19 protein-coding genes and 1 pseudogene are annotated in these 19,043 nt (G+C 71.6%); 11 read left to right on the top strand and 9 right to left on the bottom strand.

What is annotated here, in order from left to right; genetic code table 11:
- Positions 1 to 6: 6 nt before the first annotated feature.
- A complete protein-coding gene (locus ACFYWI_RS05245; protein ID WP_389225360.1) occupies positions 7 to 414 on the bottom strand; it encodes a VOC family protein in 408 nt (135 codons plus the stop codon).
- A gap of 469 nt (positions 415 to 883) precedes the next feature.
- Here ACFYWI_RS05245 and ACFYWI_RS05240 point away from each other — a divergent pair, with 469 nt between their 5' ends.
- The 3 genes from ACFYWI_RS05240 (at position 884) to ACFYWI_RS05230 (ending at position 4,034) form a co-directional block, all read left to right on the top strand.
- The gene (locus tag ACFYWI_RS05240) at positions 884 to 2,482 is read left to right on the top strand and encodes an ABC-F family ATP-binding cassette domain-containing protein (RefSeq protein ID WP_389225357.1); all 1,599 of its coding nucleotides are present in this window, start codon (positions 884 to 886) and stop codon (positions 2,480 to 2,482) included.
- A 364-nt stretch (positions 2,483 to 2,846) separates the two neighbouring features.
- Positions 2,847 to 3,068, top strand: coding sequence for a helix-turn-helix domain-containing protein (locus ACFYWI_RS05235; RefSeq protein WP_006123601.1), 222 nt, complete (start codon positions 2,847 to 2,849; stop codon positions 3,066 to 3,068).
- A gap of 174 nt (positions 3,069 to 3,242) precedes the next feature.
- Complete coding sequence (locus ACFYWI_RS05230) at positions 3,243 to 4,034, top strand: enoyl-CoA hydratase/isomerase family protein (protein ID WP_389225354.1); 792 nt, start codon at positions 3,243 to 3,245, stop codon at positions 4,032 to 4,034.
- A 339-nt stretch (positions 4,035 to 4,373) separates the two neighbouring features.
- Here ACFYWI_RS05230 and ACFYWI_RS05225 read toward each other — a convergent pair whose 3' ends face one another.
- Positions 4,374 to 5,051, bottom strand: coding sequence for a hypothetical protein (locus tag ACFYWI_RS05225; protein ID WP_389225351.1), 678 nt, complete (start codon positions 5,049 to 5,051; stop codon positions 4,374 to 4,376).
- Positions 5,052 to 5,142: 91 nt separating this feature from the next.
- Here ACFYWI_RS05225 and ACFYWI_RS05220 point away from each other — a divergent pair, with 91 nt between their 5' ends.
- Genes ACFYWI_RS05220 through amaP form a run of 5 tightly spaced genes read left to right on the top strand, consistent with a single transcriptional unit; the run spans position 5,143 to position 7,461 of the window.
- A complete protein-coding gene (locus ACFYWI_RS05220) occupies positions 5,143 to 5,640 on the top strand; it encodes an Asp23/Gls24 family envelope stress response protein (RefSeq protein ID WP_389225348.1) in 498 nt (165 codons plus the stop codon).
- 19 nt (positions 5,641 to 5,659) lie between these two features.
- Positions 5,660 to 5,851, top strand: coding sequence for a hypothetical protein (locus ACFYWI_RS05215; RefSeq protein WP_389225345.1), 192 nt, complete (start codon positions 5,660 to 5,662; stop codon positions 5,849 to 5,851).
- Positions 5,848 to 6,228 carry a hypothetical protein gene (locus tag ACFYWI_RS05210; protein WP_389225342.1) on the top strand — a complete coding sequence of 127 codons (381 nt, stop codon included), beginning with the start codon at positions 5,848 to 5,850 and terminating at the stop codon, positions 6,226 to 6,228. Before ACFYWI_RS05215 ends, ACFYWI_RS05210 begins: the two co-directional genes overlap by 4 nt.
- On the top strand, positions 6,225 to 6,875 hold the full coding sequence (locus ACFYWI_RS05205) for a DUF6286 domain-containing protein (RefSeq protein WP_389225339.1): 651 nt from the start codon (positions 6,225 to 6,227) through the stop codon (positions 6,873 to 6,875). Before ACFYWI_RS05210 ends, ACFYWI_RS05205 begins: the two co-directional genes overlap by 4 nt.
- Before the next feature lie 7 nt (positions 6,876 to 6,882).
- Positions 6,883 to 7,461 carry an alkaline shock response membrane anchor protein AmaP gene (gene amaP, locus ACFYWI_RS05200; protein WP_389226277.1) on the top strand — a complete coding sequence of 193 codons (579 nt, stop codon included), beginning with the start codon at positions 6,883 to 6,885 and terminating at the stop codon, positions 7,459 to 7,461.
- 343 nt (positions 7,462 to 7,804) lie between these two features.
- Here the strand turns inward: amaP and ACFYWI_RS05195 are convergent, their stop codons facing one another.
- From ACFYWI_RS05195 to ACFYWI_RS05170, 6 genes are all read right to left on the bottom strand, one after another.
- Positions 7,805 to 8,560, bottom strand: a complete 756-nt coding sequence (locus ACFYWI_RS05195) for an SDR family oxidoreductase (RefSeq protein WP_389225336.1) — start codon at positions 8,558 to 8,560, stop codon at positions 7,805 to 7,807.
- 4 nt (positions 8,561 to 8,564) lie between these two features.
- Positions 8,565 to 10,355 carry a glycoside hydrolase family 15 protein gene (locus tag ACFYWI_RS05190; protein ID WP_389225333.1) on the bottom strand — a complete coding sequence of 597 codons (1,791 nt, stop codon included), beginning with the start codon at positions 10,353 to 10,355 and terminating at the stop codon, positions 8,565 to 8,567.
- Positions 10,356 to 10,385: 30 nt separating this feature from the next.
- On the bottom strand, positions 10,386 to 11,174 hold the full coding sequence (locus tag ACFYWI_RS05185) for an SURF1 family protein (protein WP_389225330.1): 789 nt from the start codon (positions 11,172 to 11,174) through the stop codon (positions 10,386 to 10,388).
- A gap of 111 nt (positions 11,175 to 11,285) precedes the next feature.
- Positions 11,286 to 11,519 (bottom strand): hypothetical protein, encoded by a 234-nt coding sequence (locus tag ACFYWI_RS05180; RefSeq protein WP_124002417.1) that lies wholly within the window; start codon positions 11,517 to 11,519, stop codon positions 11,286 to 11,288.
- A 64-nt stretch (positions 11,520 to 11,583) separates the two neighbouring features.
- Positions 11,584 to 12,654: a DEDDh family exonuclease gene (locus tag ACFYWI_RS05175; protein ID WP_389225328.1), complete on the bottom strand. Its 1,071-nt coding sequence runs from the start codon at positions 12,652 to 12,654 to the stop codon at positions 11,584 to 11,586.
- Between the two features lie 45 nt (positions 12,655 to 12,699).
- A complete protein-coding gene (locus ACFYWI_RS05170; RefSeq protein ID WP_389225326.1) occupies positions 12,700 to 15,261 on the bottom strand; it encodes an MXAN_6230/SCO0854 family RING domain-containing protein in 2,562 nt (853 codons plus the stop codon).
- Between the two features lie 207 nt (positions 15,262 to 15,468).
- Here ACFYWI_RS05170 and ACFYWI_RS05165 point away from each other — a divergent pair, with 207 nt between their 5' ends.
- The 3 genes and pseudogenes from ACFYWI_RS05165 to ACFYWI_RS05155 all read left to right on the top strand — a co-directional run.
- The gene (locus ACFYWI_RS05165; protein ID WP_389225323.1) at positions 15,469 to 16,191 is read left to right on the top strand and encodes a VIT family protein; all 723 of its coding nucleotides are present in this window, start codon (positions 15,469 to 15,471) and stop codon (positions 16,189 to 16,191) included.
- A gap of 157 nt (positions 16,192 to 16,348) precedes the next feature.
- Complete coding sequence (locus ACFYWI_RS05160) at positions 16,349 to 17,230, top strand: sterol desaturase family protein (protein ID WP_389225321.1); 882 nt, start codon at positions 16,349 to 16,351, stop codon at positions 17,228 to 17,230.
- Positions 17,231 to 17,290: 60 nt separating this feature from the next.
- Positions 17,291 to 17,494, top strand: a pseudogene (locus tag ACFYWI_RS05155) (IMP dehydrogenase); the annotation flags it as partial.
- 120 nt (positions 17,495 to 17,614) lie between these two features.
- On the opposite strand, the gene ACFYWI_RS05150 reads toward ACFYWI_RS05155, so the two are convergent.
- Positions 17,615 to 18,994: a CoA transferase gene (locus ACFYWI_RS05150; protein ID WP_389225319.1), complete on the bottom strand. Its 1,380-nt coding sequence runs from the start codon at positions 18,992 to 18,994 to the stop codon at positions 17,615 to 17,617.
- Positions 18,995 to 19,043 lie beyond the last annotated feature (49 nt).

Raw genomic sequence — 19,043 nt, 5'->3', positions numbered from 1 at the left:
GGGAACCTACAAGGACTCCGCCGCTCCAGGGGTGTACGTCCCGAAGCTCCAGATGTTGCCCTCGAGGTCGCGGGTCATGTAGTCGCGTGCCCCGTAGTCCTGGTCGGTCGGCGGCATCACGATCTCCGCCCCGTACTCCACCGCCCGGCTGTGGTGCGCGTCCACGTCGTCGACATGGACGAACACGCCCGTCGGCCCCGCCCCCTTCATCAGCTTGTCGAACTCGCTGCCCGTGCCTTTGCTGCCCAGCATCACCATCCCGTTGCCATAGGTGAGCTCGGCGTGCATCACCCCGCCGTCCTCGTCCTCGTACACGGCGTGTTCGGTGAAGCCGAAAGCCTCGGTGAGCTGCCGGATCGCTGCCTTGGCGTCCGCGTACACCAGCGTCGGACAGATGCTCGGCGACTGAGTCATCCCGATCACTCCTCAACTTGCTCGACGACACGCGTGTGATCTGTGTCTCAGATCCGGGACTCAGTCTGGCACCCGCCACCGACAACGCCCGGACGCAGCGCGGCAGCCCGGCGCCACCGGTTCGGCGAAGGCGTTGCGGCGCGCCCGCTCGCTTCGGGCGGGACACATGGGACGAGCCACTCTGCGCCGAGTATCGGCCACACTTGGGCGATACATCCCTTTGGGTCACCGGTCGAACGGACGGGACGGACCGGCGGATGGACCGGAGGCCGGACCGGCCGACGGGCCGTCGCCCAAGCGCTCCTGGGGGCCTTGTTGCGGCCCTCGGACGTGACGGCCGCCACGGAAAACCACTTGCCCGGCCCCGTTAGACTGGGTCCTATGGCAATTCTCCTTGTGCATTAGACGGCGTCGAAGCGTCGACCACCCGTCCCTTCCGCCGTCCATACCGCCCTGGAGTAATTCCCCCGTGATCACCGCATCCGGTATCGAGCTGCGCGCAGGCGCGCGCGTTCTCATCGAGTCCGCTTCCTTCCGCATCGCCAAGGGCGACCGCATCGGCCTCGTCGGCCGCAACGGAGCGGGCAAGACCACCCTCACCAAGTGCCTCGCGGGTGAAGGTGTCCCCGCCGCCGGTGCCATCGCCCGTTCCGGCGAGGTCGGCTACCTCCCGCAGGACCCGCGCACCGGCGACCTCGACGTACTCGCACGCGACCGTATCCTCTCCGCCCGCGGCCTCGACGTCCTGATCCGCAAGATGCGCCTGAACGAGGAGCGCATCGCCACCGGCCAGGGCGCGACCCGTGAGAAGGCGATGCGGCAGTACGAGCGGCAGGAGACGGAGTTCCTCACCAAGGGCGGTTACTCCGCCGAGGCCGAGGCCGCCACCATCGCCGCCGCGCTCGGCCTGCCCGACCGGGTGCTCGGCCAGCCCCTCCATACGCTCTCCGGTGGTCAGCGCCGCCGCGTCGAGCTGGCGCGCATCCTGTTCTCCGACGCCGACACCCTGCTGCTCGACGAGCCGACCAACCACCTGGACGCCGACTCCATCGTCTGGCTGCGCGACTACCTCAAGACCTACCGCGGCGGCTTCATCGTGATCTCCCACGACGTCGACCTGGTCGAGACGGTCGTCAACAAGGTCTTCTACCTGGATGCCAACCGCGCCCAGATCGACGTCTACAACATGGGCTGGAAGCTCTACCAGCAGCAGCGCGAGGCCGACGAGAAGCGCCGTAAGCGCGAGCGCCAGAACGCCGAGAAGAAGGCCTCCGCCCTCAACTCGCAGGCCGACAAGATGCGCGCGAAGGCCACCAAGACCGTGGCGGCCCAGAACATGGCCAAGCGCGCCGAGCGGCTGCTCGCCGGGCTCGACGAGGTAAGGGTCTCCGACAAGGTCGCCAAGCTCCGCTTCCCGGAACCCGCGCCCTGCGGCAAGACCCCGCTGACCGCGGCCGGCCTGTCCAAGTCGTACGGCTCGCTGGAGATCTTCACCGATGTCGACCTCGCGATCGACAAGGGGTCGCGGGTCGTCATCCTCGGCCTCAACGGTGCCGGCAAGACGACGCTGCTGCGGCTCCTCGCCGGAGCGGAGAAGCCGGACACGGGCGAGGTGATCCCGGGCCACGGCCTCAAGCTCGGCTACTACGCCCAGGAGCACGAGACCCTCGACCCGGACCGCACCGTGCTGGAGAACATGCGCTCGTCGGCGCCCGACCTGGACCTGGTCCAGGTGCGCAAGACGCTCGGCTCGTTCCTCTTCTCGGGCGACGACGTCGACAAGCCGGCCGGTGTCCTGTCCGGCGGCGAAAAGACCCGGCTGGCGCTGGCCACCCTGGTCGTCTCGTCCGCCAACGTCCTGCTGCTCGACGAGCCCACCAACAACCTGGACCCGGCCAGCCGCGAGGAGATCCTGGGCGCGCTGCGTACGTACAAGGGCGCGGTCATCCTCGTCACCCACGACGAGGGCGCGGTCGAGGCGCTCGAGCCGGAGCGGATCATCCTGCTGCCGGACGGCGTGGAGGACCTGTGGGGTGCGGACTACGCGGACCTGGTGGCGCTCGCCTGACGACCGGGTACGGTCCGGCCCCCGTGGACCCGGCGGGTGATCCACTCCGTATGGATCATTCGGCCTACGCGTGATCCATCATCTGTGTGAGTGCCTCTCGTATCGCGGCGTGGCGCCGAGCGGATCGCGTCCGTCCGCTCCCGTGCTCTTCCCTTGTGTCATGGTGCGGTGCTGACCTGGTACTTTCCCCGGTGCTCGACAGCGAGAGGTTCGTTCCGGTCGACCGGAACGAAAGATTCCGTTCGTGGTGGGCTCCTAGCGCATTCCCAAGCCTTTTGCACTGACCTTGCCGAATGGGTGGCCAGGATGCCCATGAGGGGTGATCATGAGAAGTCCAGAGCGCACTTCCCATGAGGAGGCACGGGTGGCCGAGACTCTGAAGAAGGGCAGCCGGGTGACCGGCGCCGCGCGCGACAAGCTCGCGGCAGACCTGAAGAAGAAGTACGACTCCGGTGCGAGCATCCGGGCGTTGGCCGAAGAGACCGGCCGCTCCTATGGATTCGTCCACCGGATGCTCAGCGAGTCCGGAGTCACGCTGCGGGGACGCGGCGGAGCGACACGAGGCAAGAAGGCTGCCTCGGCCTGACGATTCAGTCGATCAAGGCGAATCGTTTAAGGCGAATCGTTCAGGGAGTCGAGGCTCCTTCGGCCAACCGGTTTCATGCGGTGGCCACCCGGTCGGTCGCACGGTCGGCCGGGTGGTTACTGTGCAGTCGCTTAGCTTAATCTGCACTGACTGCACCTGAACCGGAGGCGCCTCATGACTTCGCTCGACTCTGTGCTCGACAAGGACGGCGTACGGCTCACCGTCGAGGACGCGGTTGCCACGGTGACCCTGACCAATCCGGACAAGCGCAACGCCCAATCTCCCGCGCTGTGGCGGGCGTTGGCGCAGGCCGGACGGTCGTTGCCGGGCAGTGTGCGGGTCGTGGTGCTGTGCGGCGAGGGCAAGTCCTTCTCCGCGGGGCTCGACCGGCAGGCGTTCACGCCCGAGGGTTTCGACGGCGAGCCGTCCTTCATCGACCTCGCACGCGGCTCCGACGCGGAGCTCGACGCGGTCATTGCCGAGTACCAGGAAGCGTTCACCTGGTGGCGCCGCAGTGACATCGTCACGATCGCGGCCGTCCAGGGCCATGCGATCGGGGCCGGCTTCCAGCTCGCCCTCGCCTGCGACCTGCGGGTCGTTGCGCAGGACGTGCAGTTCGCCATGCGCGAGACCAGCCTTGGTCTCGTCCCCGACCTCACAGGTACACACCCCCTGGTGTCGCTCGTCGGCTATGCCCGCGCGCTCGAGATCTGCGCGACCGGCCGGTTCGTCCACGCGGAGGAGGCCGAGCGCACGGGCCTGGCCAACCTGGTCGTGGCCCCGGAGGAGCTCGACGGCGCGGTCCAGGACCTGGCCGCGGCGCTGCTCGCCGCGCCCCGGGACGCGGTGATCGAGACGAAGGCACTGCTGCGGGGAGTGGCGGGCCGCTCCTACGAGGACCAGCGCATCGCGGAACGCGCGGCCCAGGCCCGCCGTCTGCGCGACCTCGCCGGCCTCGCGGACTGAGGCCGCCCACGCCTGCACCCGGCGCGAACGGAACGAAGGGATCGGACGCGCCGGGTTCCTTCGGTACGCGGACGCGGACGCGGGCTGCGCGGGCGCCGGTCCTGCTCGCACGGGCTGCGCGGCGGTGTAGCACCGGGCCGCTGCCGCGTGGTGCGCGCCCGGGCACGAGGCCTCGCGCGGGCGCCCGCGCGAGCCTGCCCGTGTACGGGACGGCCCCTCACTTGCAGGGAAGGCCGTCCTCCTGCTGCGCGAGCCTGCCCGTGTACGGGACGGCCTGCTCGCGGCGCGGTCCAGCACGTGTACGACTGCCGTCCGCGAGTGCACACGCGCTGCGCGCGGTCACGCCACCGACGTGACCAGAACCGTCACCGCGCGGTCGTCGGCGAGGGCCGCGGAGACCGCGGCGCGGACCGCGCGGGCCACGTCCAGCGGGTGATGGTCCGGCGCCGTCGCCAGTTCGACACGGACATGGTCCGGCGCGAGATGCACGGCCGTGCCCATCGTGGCTGTCAGATGTGCCACCCCCGTGGTCGCCGCCGCTGCCGCCCCTGCCGCGTCCGTGGGCTCGGCCGCACGCACCCCGCGCGGGTCCGACTCCTGCGCCGACTCCGACTCCGGCGCCGCGTCCAGCAGTTCACTCACCTGCAGATCCACCTTGGTGACCTCCAGCCCCAGCCGGTCCGCCGCGGCCGCGAACAGGGCCGCCCGTAGCGCGGCGGCCAGTGCGGGCAGCGGCTCCTGACCCCAGACCGAGACCTGAGCATCCAGACGCAGCGGCCCCGGGGGCAGGGCGCTCGGCGGAGGCTGCACCGCCGGTTCCGCCGCGGTGTCCGCGTCGGCGAGCGTGATCCGGACAGGCCCCAGCGCCACCCCCGGAACCGCGGCAGCCGCACGCCGCAGCACCGGTTCCGCCGCCTGCTCCGTCAGCCAGGCCCCGTCCGCGGGTCCGCCCAGCGGAACCAGCCTGCCCATGCCCATCGCCCGCCGTACCCGCCACACCGCATCCGCACCGGTCATTGCTCCAGCCTGCCGCATCCCCGGCGCGAGACGGAGCAAGCGCACTTAATGTGAGCAAAAGAGCCCATAGCCGTCCGGAAAGGACGAGGCGATGACCGACACCGTGCAGCGCAACCGGTCCGAGAGCCAAGGAGCCGAAGCGTCGGGCAGTTCCGGCGAACAGCCCCGCAGGACCTCGATGGGCAAACGCGACGGCGATCCCGGAACCCGCGGCCGTACCACCATTGCCGACGGCGTCGTGGAGAAGATCGCCGGGCTCGCGGCCCGGGATGTCGTCGGTGTCCACGCCATGGGTGGCGGAGTGTCCCGGACCTTCGGCGCGGTGCGCGACCGGGTGCCCGGCAGCAGCAGGTCCAACGCCACGCGGGGGGTGAAGGCCGAGGTCGGCGAGGTGCAGACAGCCCTCGACCTGGAGATCGTCGTCGATTACGGCGTCTCCATCTCCGATGTCGCCCGCGCGGTCCGCGAGAACGTCGTCTCCGCCGTCGAGCGGATGACCGGCCTCGAGGTCGTCGAGGTCAACATCGCGGTCAGCGACGTGAAGCTGCCCGACGAGGAGGAGGACGAGCCGGAGCCACGTATCCAGTAGATCTCCATTGGAGGAGCTCATGAGCATGGCTGTGGTCGGCCTGATCGCCGGCATGGCGCTCGGCTTCGCCGGATACTTCGGCGGCTTCGGGGCATTTCTGCTGGTGGCCGCCTTGGGGGCGATCGGCTTCATCGCAGGACGCTTCGTCGAGGGCGACCTCGAACTCGGCGACTTCTTCCGCAGCCGCGACCGAGGCGACGGGCGGCGGTGACCGCCGTGGCCGCCGGGGATTCCCTCACCGGAGGCAGGGGGAGGGCCGTTGCCCCCGCCGAGCGCGGGGCGACCACGATCGCGGACCGCGTCGTTTCGAAGATCGCCGCGCGGGCGGCGCGGGAAGGGCTCGGCCGCGTACCTCAGGGGGGCGCACCGCCGCACGCCACGGTCACGGTGCACCATGACGTGGCTCATGTACGCATCGTCCTGGAGCTCGACTACCCGTCCGACATCGGCAGGCAGTGCGGCGCGGTGCGTCACCGCGTCATCGAGCGGGTAGAGGCGTTGGCGGGGATGGAGGTGCCCGAGGTCGCGGTGCAGGTGGAGCAACTGCACTCGGCCCACTCGCGCGCGGCGCAGGGGAGGATCCGATGACCGAGCCCGAAGAACCCACACGTCCGGTGCTCGAACTGGACCAGTCGGCGTCCGCAGCCGCCTACGAACCGGCGGCGGAGCTCCAGGAGGGCGACGGCGGGAAGGCCCGACGGTTCTGGTCCGCACGCCGGGTACCGGCCGCGATCCTAGCCCTGGTGGTCATCGCCGGTTCGGCGCTGCTGCTGTACGACATCGCGGCCGTACGGGCCGACCGGCCGGCCATGCACTGGCGCCGTGCCACAGCGGACCAGCTCGCGCATTGGCAGCTCGACGAGGTGGCGGTGCTGGCGGTCGCGGGCGCCGTGGCACTCGTCGGTGTCTGGCTGATCGTCCTCGCGGCCACGCCCGGGCTGCGCGCGCTGCTGCCGATGCGCCGGGATCAGGCCGACGTCCGGGCCGGTCTCGAGCGTCAGGCGGCTGTGCTGGTGTTGCGCGACCGGGCCATGGAGGTCTCCGGAGTGCAGTCCGCACGCGTGCGGGTGGGGCGCTCGAGGGTGTCGGTGCGGGCGCAGTCGCACTTCCGTGAACTCGACGACGTCCGTGCGGACCTGGACTCGGTGCTGGGCGTCGGCCTGAAGGAGCTGGGCCTCGCGCGGCCGCCCGCGCTGTCGGTGCATGTCGGCCGGCCCCCGGCCAAGAAGAGGTGAGATGCGGATGCTACGGGTGGTCAACCGGGTCCTGCTCGGCCTCGCCGGCCTGGTCCTGGTGTGCGCGGGCGGCGCGGTGCTGGCGGCGGGAACGGGTCTTCCGGTGCCGTCCTGGTGGCCCTACGACGGGCCCGACGACGTCCTGCTGAGCGACGCGGACCGGGCCGGATGGCGGGACCAGGGCTGGTGGTGGCCGGTGGTCATCGCGGTCCTGGCGGCAGTGGTCCTGCTGGCGTTGTGGTGGCTGCTCGCCCAACTGCGCCGCGCCCGGCTGGCGGAGGTACTCGTGGACAGCGGCGACGGTGAGGGGGCGTTGCTGCGGGGCCGGGCGCTCGAAGGTGTCCTCGTGGGCGAGGCGGAGTCCATGGATGGTGTGTCCCGCGCCCACGTCACCCTGACAGGCCGGCGCAGCACCCCCGAGGCCCGGGTGTCCCTGCTCCTGGAGCCCCGCGCGGCCCCGGCCGAGACACTGTCCGGGTGCGTCAACGAGGCGATCGCGCACGCACGGGACTCGGCGGGGCTGGAGTCGCTGCCGTCGGAGGTAAGGCTGGCGGCGGCGAAGCACCGTGCGCGACGGGTGAGTTGACCCCACCCCACGCCTGGCGGCGTGGGGCCCGTCGGGCCCGACCGGCCGGATCCGGGGCTCGCCCCCGGTCTGGGCGGGGGCGAGCCCTCGACCCGGGGCGGGTGCGGCGGCTTCGCACCGGGCTGCTGCTGTGCGCGGCGCGTGCGGCCACTCCGCCCGTGCCTGCAGCGGCTTCACGCCGCGGGTCCGGGGTGCTCCCACCTGGCGTGTCCGGCGGGATCTCCCCACCCCGCTCGTGGGTGCGGCAGCTTCGCGCCGCAGGTGGGGCGTTCCCGAGGCCCCGGCCGGGGACCCGGGAACGCCCCACCTGCGGGACGCACCCCGTCCGGCTCGTGAGCCGGTGTCAGAAGCCGTGGCGGGCGCCTCCGTCCACCGGGAGCATGATGCCCGTCAGGTAGGACGCCGCCGGGGAGAGCAGGAAGGCCGCAGTCCTGCCGAACTCCTCGGGGGTGCCGTAGCGCCGCAGCGGGATGCGGGACTCGTTGGATGTGCGCGCCGCCTCCGCGTCGCCGGAGAGCGCGTCGAGTTCGCGGACCCGGTCCGTGTCGATGCGGGACGGGAGCAGGCCCACGACTCGGATGCCGCGGGGGCCCAGCTCGTCCGCGAGGGACTTGGCGAAGCCGGCCAGGCCGGGGCGCAGGCCGTTGGAGATGGTCAGACCCGGGATGGGCTCATGGACCGAGCCGGAGAGCACGAAGCCGATGACCCCGCCCTCGCCCAGTTCCGTCGCCGCGGCGCGGGCCATCCGTACCGCGCCCAGGAAGACCGACTCGAACGCGCTCTGCCACTGGTCGTCCGTGTTGTCCGCGACGAAGCCCGGCGCCGGGCCGCCCACGCTGATGAGAATGCCGTCGAGGCCGCCGAAGTGCGCCCGGGCCGCCGCGACGAGGCGCTCGGCCCCGGACGGGTCGGCGTTGTCGGAGGCCAGGCCTACCGCGTTCGGCCCGAGCTCGGCGGCGGCGTCCGCGACCGTCTTCGCGTCCCGCCCCGAGATGACCACCTTCGCGCCGTCTGCGACGAGCGCCCGCGCGGAGGCGTTGCCCAGCCCCCGCGACGCGCCCGTGACGATGTAGACGCGGTCCTTCAGTCCAAGATCCATGGCCCTATCCTGCCGTCTGGTCCGTCGAGAGCGCGAGGGCCGTGTTCACCAGCCCGATATGGCTGAACGCCTGCGGGAAGTTCCCGAGCTGCAGCCCTGCCCCCGCGTCGTACTCCTCCGACAGCAGCCCCACATCGTTGCGGAGCCCCAGCAGCCGTTCGAACAGTTCCCGGGCCTCCTTCACCCTGCCCGTCATCAGCAGCGCGTCCGCCAGCCAGAACGAGCAGACCAGGAACTCCCCTTCATGTCCCGGCAGCCCGTCGACGTCGTTGGCGCCCTTGCTGTAGCGGCGCACCAGAGGGCCGGTGCCCAGCTCCGCCTGTACCGCGTCCACCGTGCCGATCACCCGCGGGTCGTCCGCCGGCAGGAACCCGACCCGCGGAATCAGCAGCGCGGCGGCGTCGAGCTCCACCGAGCCGTACGACTGGGTGAACGTGTTGCGCTGCGGATCGAACCCCTTCTCGCACACCTCCCGGTGCACCTCGTCCCGCATCGCCCGCCAGCGCGTCACGTCGCCGCTCAGCTCGGGCACCTCCTCCAGCGTGCGCACGGCACGGTCCGCGGCCACCCACGCCATCACCTTGGAGTGGACGAAGTGCCGCCGCCGGCCCCGTACCTCCCACAGTCCTTCGTCCGGCTCACGCCAGGCCGACTCCAGGAAGCCCATGAGGCTCAACTGGATGTTCCACGCGTGGCGCTCCGCGGCCAGTCCCGCCCTTCTCGCGACGTACAGGGAGTCGATGACCTCCCCGTACACATCGAGCTGCAGCTGGTGCACCGCGTCATTGCCGATACGGACCGGCGTCGACCCCGCGTATCCGCCGAGCCAGGGCAGCACCGTCTCGGGGAGCCGGCGCTCACCGGCCAGGCCGTACATGATCTGGAGGTCGGCCGGGTCACCGGCAACCGCCCGCAGCAGCCAGTCCCGCCAGGCCGCGGCCTCGTCCAGATACCCGGCCGAGACCAGCGCGCCCAGGGTGAGAGTGGAGTCGCGCAGCCACGAGTACCGGTAGTCCCAGTTGCGCACGCCGCCGATGTCCTCCGGCAGCGAGGTGGTGGGCGCGGCGACGATCCCGCCGGTGGGCGCGTAGGTGAGCGCCTTGAGCGTGATGAGGGAGCGCATCACCGCCTCGCGGTACGGGCCCTGGTAGCGGCAGCGCGACGACCAGTCGTTCCAGTCCGCCAGCGTGTGCTGCAGCGATTTGTGCGGGTCGATGAGTTTCGGCCGCGGCATGTGCGAGGGATGCCAGGTCAGTACGAACGCCACCTGTTCGCCCTCGGCGACGGTGAACGAGGAGCGGGTGCTGAGCTGCTCCCCCCACGTCTTGACCTCGGGCTCGCTGCGCAGCCATACGGAGTCGGGCCCTGCGACGGCCACCCGATGCCCGTCGACGCGCCGCATCCAGGGCACGACCGAGCCGTAGTCGAAGCGCAGCCGCAGTGTGCCGCTCATCTCCACCGAGCCGCTGACGCCTTCCACGATGCGCACGAGGTCGGGGGCCTTGTCGCGATGCGGCATGAAGTCGGTGACCTTGACCGTGCCGGTGCGTGTCTCCCATACGGACTCCAGGACCAGCGAATCACCCACGTAGCCCCGGCGGGTGCACGGTCCCGCTCCCGCCCCCTTGGGGGCGATCCGCCAGTGACCGTTCTCCTCGCCGCCGATCAGTGCGGCGAAACAGGCCGCCGAGTCGAAGCGGGGCAGGCACAGCCAGTCCACCGATCCGTCCCTGCCGATCAGTGCGGCAGTCTGCAGATCACCGATGAGGGCGTAGTCCTCTATGCGTAGCGTCACGCTCGGGCGTGTTCCCGCCGGAGCTGACCGCTATGCAGTCGCGGCGGCCGGCTCGGGCGCGGACTCGGCGGACGCGGCCGCCCGGTCCCGCTTCTCCCGGCGTACGAGAATGACCCAGCCGACGGGCACCCCCGCGGCGAACAGCCACCACTGGACGGCGTACGCCATATGCGCACCGATCGAGTCATGGTCGGGGTCGGGGATCTGTTCCGGGCTGTCGCCGGCCGGCTTCGGCGCGGTCAGCTCCAGATAGCCGCCCAGCAACGGCCGTCCGAGCGACGCGGCCTGCTGCTCGCTGTTGATCAGCATGACCTGGCGCGGAGGCAGACCCGACAGATCCTTGATGCCGCTCGCGTGGGTCGTCTCGTCGGCCTTGAGCCGGCCGGTGACGGTCACGGCGCCCTTGGGCGCGGCCGGCACGGTCGGGAACGCCTTCTGGTCGGCGGCGGCCGGGATCCAGCCCCGGTTGACCAGTACGGCGCGGCCGTCGGCCAGTACGAGGGGGGTCAGGACATGGAAGCCGACCCGGTCGTCGGCGTTGGTGCGGCGCCGTACGACGACTTCGTGGGTGGTGTCGAACGTGCCGGTCGCGGTGACCTGCCGCCAGTAGTCGGCGCGCGGGACCGTGTGCCCGGGCGAGGTGAGTTCGCCCACCGGTACCGGCTTCGCTTCGAGGTTCCGGGCGATCAGGGAGTTCTGTGCGACCCTGCGCTCGTGCCGGTGCAGCTGCCAGAAGCCCAGCTCGACCATCGTGGGGATGAGAACGAGGGCGATGAGGGTGAGGATCACCCACTGCCGGGTCAACAGGAAGCGGTACACGGCTTCGACCGTACCTGTCGGCGGCCCGTGGCCGGGACGGGGGGTCCCGTCCCGGCACCACGGATCGGTGTCCGCGGAGATCCGAGCTGTGGCCGGGCCGCCCCGGCCCGGTCACACCTTGTCGACGATGCCCGCCCTGCCCTCCGCGCGGGCGCAGTGGCCGCCGCAGTACCAGTGGCCCTCGACCTCGACTCCCTGGCCGATGATCTGGACCCGGCAGTGTTCACAGATGGGCGCCATGCGGTGAATGGCGCAGGAGAAGCAGTCGAAGACGTGCACCGCGCCCTGCGCGTGCACCTCGAACGACATGCCGTAGTCGTTTCCGCATACCTCGCAACGTGCCATGCGCCACAGGGTGGGACGAGAGAGGGGCGTGGGGCGAGCGGTCGGCGGGCGAGTCGCGGCGGTTTCACTCCGATGCGGGTGCCGGGGCGGAGGCCGGGGGAGACACCCGCGCCGATGCCGACGCGGTCCGCTCCGCGGGTGCCGGAGACGTTCCGGGTGCCGCCGCGGCCGGTGTCACGTCCCGCAGCAGCTGGGTGAAGGCCGCCTCGTCGATGACCGGCGTCCCGTACGACGCGGCCTTGACCGTCTTCGACGTCGAGGCGTCCGGGTCGTTGGTCACCAGCAGGCTGGTCAGTCGCGACACGCTCGTGGCGACATGCAGCCCGGCCTCGATCGCCCGGTCCTCCAGCAGTTCACGCTCGATCGAGGTGTCGCCGGAGAACGCCACCCGCATCCCCTGCACCAGATGCTTGCCCGGCTCGTACCGCCCGGGGTTGGGGTGCGGGCAGGCCGGGCGCTTGCGCGAGGGCCGCCAGCTGCTGTGACCGTACGATGCCTGGTAGCCGATCCGGGGCGTCACGGGCGAGTCGGACCACTCCGTCAGCGGACGGCACTCCAGCAGTGGCAGCCGCACCCCGTCGCGCGCCGCCGCGTGCAGACTCGGCCGGAACGCCTCGGCCAGCACCCGCGCGTCGTCCAGCGCGTGGTGAGCCCGCTGCTGCACCACACCGAAGTGCGCGGCGAGCGACTCCAGCTTGTGGTTGGGCAGCGGCAGCCGGAGCTCCTTGGCGAGCGCGATGGTGCACAGCCGCTGCCGGGTCGGCGCGGTCCGGCTCGCGCGTGCGTACTCCCTGGCGAGCATCGACCAGTCGAAGACGGCGTTGTGCGCGACCAGGACACGGCCGTCGAGCCGGGCGGAGAGCTCGGCCGCGACCTCGCCGAACAGCGGCGCGCCTTCCAGGACATCGCTCGTCAGACCGTGGATCCATACCGGACCCGGATCGCGCTCCGGATTGACGAGCGTGTACCAGTGGTCCTCGACGTTGCCCAGGGCGTCCAGACGGTAGACGGCTGCGGACACTATCCGGTCGTCGCGGGCGAGGCCGGTGGTCTCCACGTCGACGACCGCGTACCCCTCGGGGTACGCGGCCGGCCACGTCGTCGCTGCGGTCGTACGGTCGTCGAGCATGGTCACAGAGAATACGGGCCGCCACCGACAGCGCCCGGCCGCCCCGCCCCCTCAGCCGAGTGCCGCGACCAGGTCCCCGGCGGTGGCCTGTTCCAGGCCGCAGCCGTCAACAGGCCCCGGCAGCAGGCGGTATACAGTGCCGCTCGCCAGCTCCGGCGCCACCCACCCGTGTACCTGCGCAAGCAGCGCACGCTTGCCGGAGGCGAACTCGTGCGCCGTCGACGAGGCGCTCGTGCGCTCCGGCGCGGCAAGGCCGCGGATGCGGGCCGCGAACTCCGCCGCTGTCTCCGCCGGATCGCGCCGGTAGTGCAACAGTTCGTCCCCCCGCACCACCGCGACCTCGTCGGTACGGGCCGCGGCATGCCATACGGCCAGGTCCCACAGAGTGGTACGGCCGGCGGTGAAGTACTGGTACAGGTCCTTTCCGACGCGGCCGAGGTCGGCGCTGTGCCGGTGGACACTGTGGAAGCCCTCCGAGGCCGGCAGATGCAGATCCGTCCACAGGAACGTGCCCTGCTCCAGGTCGACGAGCATCGGGACATGGATCCGGGAGTGGCCCTCCAGGTCGTAGCGCTGACGGACCGTGCGCGGGTCGTAGGAGGCGTCGCGCCGGTCCTTCGACGGCAGCGCCATGAATCCGGCGAAGGCGTCGGGGAGCTCGTCGAAGGGGATGTCGTTGTAGCTGAAGACGATGGGCATCGCGAAGCGCCAGCCGCAGGCGGCGAGGGCCGCCGTGTCCAGGTCGACGTACTCCGTCGCGCCGTCGGGCGCCGGAGCCGACGTCAGGTCCCCGGAGTGGACGGCGGCCCGTCCGCCCTCCACCAGGCTGGTCCAGTCGCACAGACCGGTGAACTTCCAGTCAGTGTCGAACAGTGCCACGGACAGGTCGAGGTCCACCTCCGTCTTCGGCGGCTCCATCCAGTGCAGGAACAGCCGCAGGATCTCGCCCCGCGGCAGCGGCTGGGTGCTGCCGCGCGGCACCGACACCAGCGTCTTGGCCGACGCCCGCTCGGCGCCGGGTACGGCGAGGCCCGCCAGCTGCGCGTCCAGCACCGCCACTTCGAAGCGAGGCGCCGCGTCGAGCCGGCGCAGCGCCTCGTCCTCGAGGAGCGCGCAGACCTGGCCGGTCAGCGCCCGGGGCAGCGGCGGGCGGGTGTCGTCGAGGGTGTACGAGTGCGTCACCTGCCCACGCGGGAAGAACACCCTGCGTTCGCCCGGCAGATGTCGGATCCGCAGCCGGCCGAATGCGGCGAGCAGCGGACCGGGGCCGGCCTTCGGCAGGACGCGCCGCAGCAGCTCCACGGTGGCGTCGGGCAGCGTGCCCACCCCGTACAGGCGCAGCACATGGTCGAGCCGGCGCAGCAGCTCGCCGGGGCGCTGCGCGAGCAGGGTGAGCACCTCGGTCATGTCCCGTTCGTACAGCGCCTGTTCGACGCGGGCCGTCCAGGTGTGCGCCTTGATGAGGACGCCGTCGACGCGCACCGCTTCCGGATGCTCGGCGGCCGTGCGCAGCAGTGCGGCGCCCAGTGGCGTGGCCGAGGTGTCGGTGCCGCGCAGCACCGCGAAGGCGAGGGCCGCCCTCGGATGCCGTTGGTGCTGCTCGTAAGGGTGCAGCAGCTCCGCCACGTGCTTCCACTCGGCGGGTCGGCGCAGGACGTCCTCGATCAGATGAACCGTCTTCAACCCGTCGAGAATGCACAGGAGTTGACGGCGCAGCCCGCGCGGCAGCGAACGGAAGCGGGGCGGCGTGAGCAGATTCGCCTCCCCACCGGAGAAGACGCACAGCAGCCGCAGCACATCCGTGGCCGTGGTCAGCATCGCTGACAGCAGCGGCCGTACGGCCTCGCGGGTGCGCGGGTCGCGCAACAGGGTGCCCAGGACGAACGCCTTGGTCTCCCGCACGGCGATCTCCTGCGGCAGCCAGTCGAGTCCGGCCGGCGCGTGCGCGAGAAGTACCGCCAGATCCTCGCGGTCCTGCGGCGGCAGTGGCGTACGGCGGGCCAGCAGCCGGCCCAGGGCGCGGGCCGCGTCGGCCGGCGCGTCGATGCCGAGGTCCAGCGGCTGCAGCGGTCCCACGGCCGCGTCCTCGGGAAGAGGCCCGCGGGGGTGTGTCGGCCTCAGGAACGGATCGTCCCCGTCGAGCTTGCGGTGACAGAGGGGGCAGCCCGAATGGTCCGCGCCGTCCCAGCAGGTCCGGCACACCAGATGGGCGCACGGCGATACGGGGTGCACGCTGCCGACGGTGCCGCACAGTACGCACGGCTGGGAGGGCCATTGCAGGAGCAGGGCGAACACCCGCTCCACGTACAACTGGCAGGTGTTGTCGGGCACGGAGACAGGAAAGCAGCGGAACTGCGGCATATGGCTGCGGTCGGCGCCCAGTTGGGCGTCGATCTGCCCCACCAGCTCCTGACCGGCGCGGGCGAGGCCCGCCGGACCCAGCCACGCCAGTGCAGCGTGCAGCTGCGGGGTCAGTGCGAAACCGCGGTCGAGCAGTTCGGTCTCGAGGGCGACGAGGCCCTCGGCGGTCGACGCGTCGCCGGGGCGCGGCCCGGCCTGGTCGACGTAAACGGTACGGAGACGACGAAGCAGCACGGCCGACAGTGCGGACAAAAAGGAATCCCCTTGGAGGAAAGAAGAGATGAGGCGGGGGCTGGAGAGGGAGCGCGCTACGGGATTCGGGGAGAAGAGAAGGAAGCACGCTGCGGAGCCGCCCCCGCGTGCCGCGAGTCTATGAGCACGTCGAGCCCGTCCTCCACCCATTTGATTCCGGCGAGTTGGTCGCGCATGCGGTACGCCCCGGGATGAGACCCTCCCCGGGTGAATGATGCGACGGGCGGTCAAGCCCACGAGGAAGCCCATGGCGGCGGTCTCGGCACCCGCCTCAACTGGCTGCGCGCCGCGGTACTCGGCGCCAACGACGGTGTCGTGTCGACCGCGGGTCTGGTCGTCGGTGTCGCCGGCGCCACCGGCTCCAAGGGCACCCTGCTCACCGCGGGCCTGGCCGGGCTGCTGGCCGGCTCGATGTCGATGGCGGCCGGTGAGTACGTCTCTGTCTCCGCGCAGCGCGACTCCGAGAAAGCCGCCCTGGAGATGGAGCAGCGCGAGCTGATGGAGCAGCCGGAGGCAGAACTCGAGGAACTGACACAGCTGTTGGTGGACCGGGGGCTGTCGTGGGACGTGGCCGGGGAGGCTGCGGTCCAGCTCACCGAACGGGATGCGCTGCGCGCCCACGCCCGCGTCGAACTCGGCATCGATCCCGACCGGTTGACCAACCCGTGGCATGCGGCGGGCGCGAGCTTCCTGGCGTTCACCGCGGGTGCGATGCTTCCGCTGCTGGCGATCGTCCTGCCCCCGCCGTCGTGGCGCCTGCCGGTCACGGTCCTGTCCGTCCTGGCGGCCCTGGCCTTCACCGGCTGGTGGAGCGCCCGCCTGGGCGGGGCGGAGGCGGGCCCCTCGGTGCTGCGCAATGTGGGGGGCGGGGCCTTGGCGATGGCGGTGACGTACGGGGCGGGGACGCTCCTGGGAGTGGCGGGCGTGTGAGTCACGTCCGACCGCGAGGCGCTCCGGCGGTGCCGCGAGGCCGGGCGCCGGTCGCGCGGCTTGTCGGAAGTCACCAAAGGCTGCTGACATACCGTCTCGCATACTTGTTGGTAACAGCATCTAGCCGGGCCCGTGCACCCGCCTCTACGTTTCCCGAATGCCGCCCAACCTGCCCGATGTCGTGCTGTGGTCCATACCCGCGTTCATCCTGCTCGCCGTCCTGGAGATGGTCAGCTACCGGCTCCACCCCGACGAGGACGCCGCCGGTTACGAGGCCAAGGACGCCGCCACCAGCATCACCATGGGGCTCGGCAGCCTGGGCTTCGACGTCCTGTGGAAGATCCCGGTCGTCGCGATCTACACCGCGGTGTACGAGCTCACCCCGCTGCGCACCCCCGTGCTGTGGTGGACGATCCCGCTGATGCTGCTCGCCCAGGACTTCTTCTACTACTGGTCCCACCGCGGGCATCACGTCATCCGGATCCTGTGGGCCTGCCATGTCGTCCACCACTCCAGCCGGAAGTTCAACCTCAGCACCGCGCTGCGCCAGCCGTGGACCGGCTTCACGAGCTGGCCCTTCTATCTGCCGCTGATCGCCCTCGGCATGCATCCGGCAGCCCTCGCCTTCTGCTATTCCGCGAACCTCGTGTACCAGTTCTGGATCCACACCGAGCGGATCGACAAGCTGCCGCGGCCGCTGGAGTACGTACTGAACACGCCGTCCCACCACCGGGTGCACCACGCCTCCCAAGGCGGCTATCTGGACCGCAACTTCGGCGGCATCCTCATCGTCTGGGACCGGATGTTCCGCTCGTTCGCGGCCGAGACCGAGCGGCCCGTGTTCGGGCTGACCAAGAACATCGGGACGTTCAACCCCCTGCGTGTCGCCACGCACGAGTACGTGGCCATCGCCAGGGACGTACGGGCCGCCCGTACCTGGCGCGAGCGGGCGGGACGGGTGCTGCGCGGACCCGGGTGGCAGCCGGGAACAGGGGGCGCGGGTGTCGACGCGGGGCCGGCCGCCGAAGGCGCCGCGTGAGCGGGCCGAACGCCGCGGGCGCGAGGCCTTCACGCTGGATCACGCTCACCGGCGGCGCCGGGCGCCCGCTTCGACCGGAACATCGCCCTGCGCGGCGGCGTCGCGCCGGTCCGCGCGTACATCCCCGAGCTGCTCCCCGACGTGCTGGACGGCACCATCGACCCGTCGCCCGTCTTCGACCTGACGGTCGGCCTGGAGGGGGTCCCGGCGGGCTACCGGGCGATGGACGAGCGCACCGCGCTGAAGGTCCTCATCAAGCCGTGACCCCGCACCGGGCGTGACCTGCCACGGGCCCGGTCACGCCCGAGCCGGGCTCAGGCTGCCGCCGGCTCGGGGACCCGGCGCAGCCTGAAGAGAGGGCAGCCGCAGGCTGTGCGACCGACCTCACCGCCACTCCGGCGCGTCCGCTCCCCAAAGGCCGGGCGGGCGCTCCCAGTCGGACGGGCCACCGGCGTACGACACCGCGGGCAGGGCATGCCGGAGCCGGCCCATCGGGCTGTCCGTCAGCGTGAGCCACCGCTCGGCGTCGTAGCCGTCCGATGTACGGTCCGGGGTCTTCTCCAGGCCGTTCACCAGCCATGCCGCCGTCTGCGACAGGGCCAGTTCCACCAGCCGGGCGCCGCCCGCCCGGTGCTGTTCGGTCAGCGCCCGCAGCACACCCGCGGCCAGGAGATATCCGCTTCCGTGGTCCAGGGCCTGGGTGGGCAGCGTCCCGAGCCGCTCCTGACCGCCCTCGACCGTCGCGATGCCGGTGGCCACCTGCACGAGGCTGTCGAAGCCGCGCCGCTGGGCCCACGGGCCGTACCGCCCCCACGCCGAGAGCCGGGCCACGACCAGGCCGGCCCGGCGCGCGGCGAGTTCCTCCGGGCTCAGGCCGAAGCGGTCCAAAGCGCCCGGGCGGTAGCCGGTCACCACCACATCGGCCGAGGCCAGCAGCTCCTCGAACGTGTCACGGTCGGCGGTGCTGCCAAGGTCGAGCCGGGTGGACCGCTTGCCCATCCCCGTGTCGTTGTGGGCGTCCTGGCTTTCCGGCAGCTGAGGCGCGTCGATCCGCAGCACGTCTGCGCCGAGCAGGGCCAGTGTGCGGGTGGCGACCGGGCCGGCCAGCACGCGGGTGAGGTCGAGCACGCGCAGCCCCGAACAGGGCAGCGACGGTGATGCGCCCCCGGCCCGCGGCGGCTGCTCGGCCCCGATCCGCTCCATGACCAGCAGCGCATGTCCGGCGGCGGCCGCCCCCTGCGGATGGTCGGCCCACTCCTTCGGGCTGCGCGCGGCAATGGCCAGTCCGCCCGCCGCGTACACGCTCTCCTCGACATCCAGGGCCCGGCGCTCGCCGATCGCCGCCGCGACGGCCGTCGCCTCCGCGTCCGCGGGCAGCGCCAGTGCATTGAGCAACCGGGCCCGGTGGTGCGGGTAGTTGGCGTGGGTACGCACCCAGCCGTCGGCCGCCCGCCAGAAGCGGGACAGTGGGGCGAACGTCGTCGGGGCAGCGCCGTCGACGCGCACCAGCCGGTCGCTGAGGAACGCGGTCGTCACCGCACCGTCGTCGACCCGGACCGCCGGGAGCGGGCAGCCGGTGCGCCGTGCCGCGAGTTCGGCGGCGGCCAGCGAAGCGACGGCCACGGTGGAGCGCGCCAGCTCCATGACGGGCAGGCGCGCGGGCAGCGAGCCGTGCCCTTCGTACGTCACCAGATCCAGCAGGGCGGGATCGCCGCCCAGAGCGGCCCACGCCTGGGCCGTACCGCTCGAGGATGTAGGGGCCATGCACCCACTATGGCACTGAGTGCCATGTGAAGGGGCCGGAGCGGAACTC

The sequence above is a fragment of the Streptomyces sp. NPDC002889 genome (assembly GCF_042888425.1).
Lineage (GTDB): Bacteria > Actinomycetota > Actinomycetes > Streptomycetales > Streptomycetaceae > Streptomyces.
This window is presented reverse-complemented; position numbering and strand designations above follow the sequence as displayed.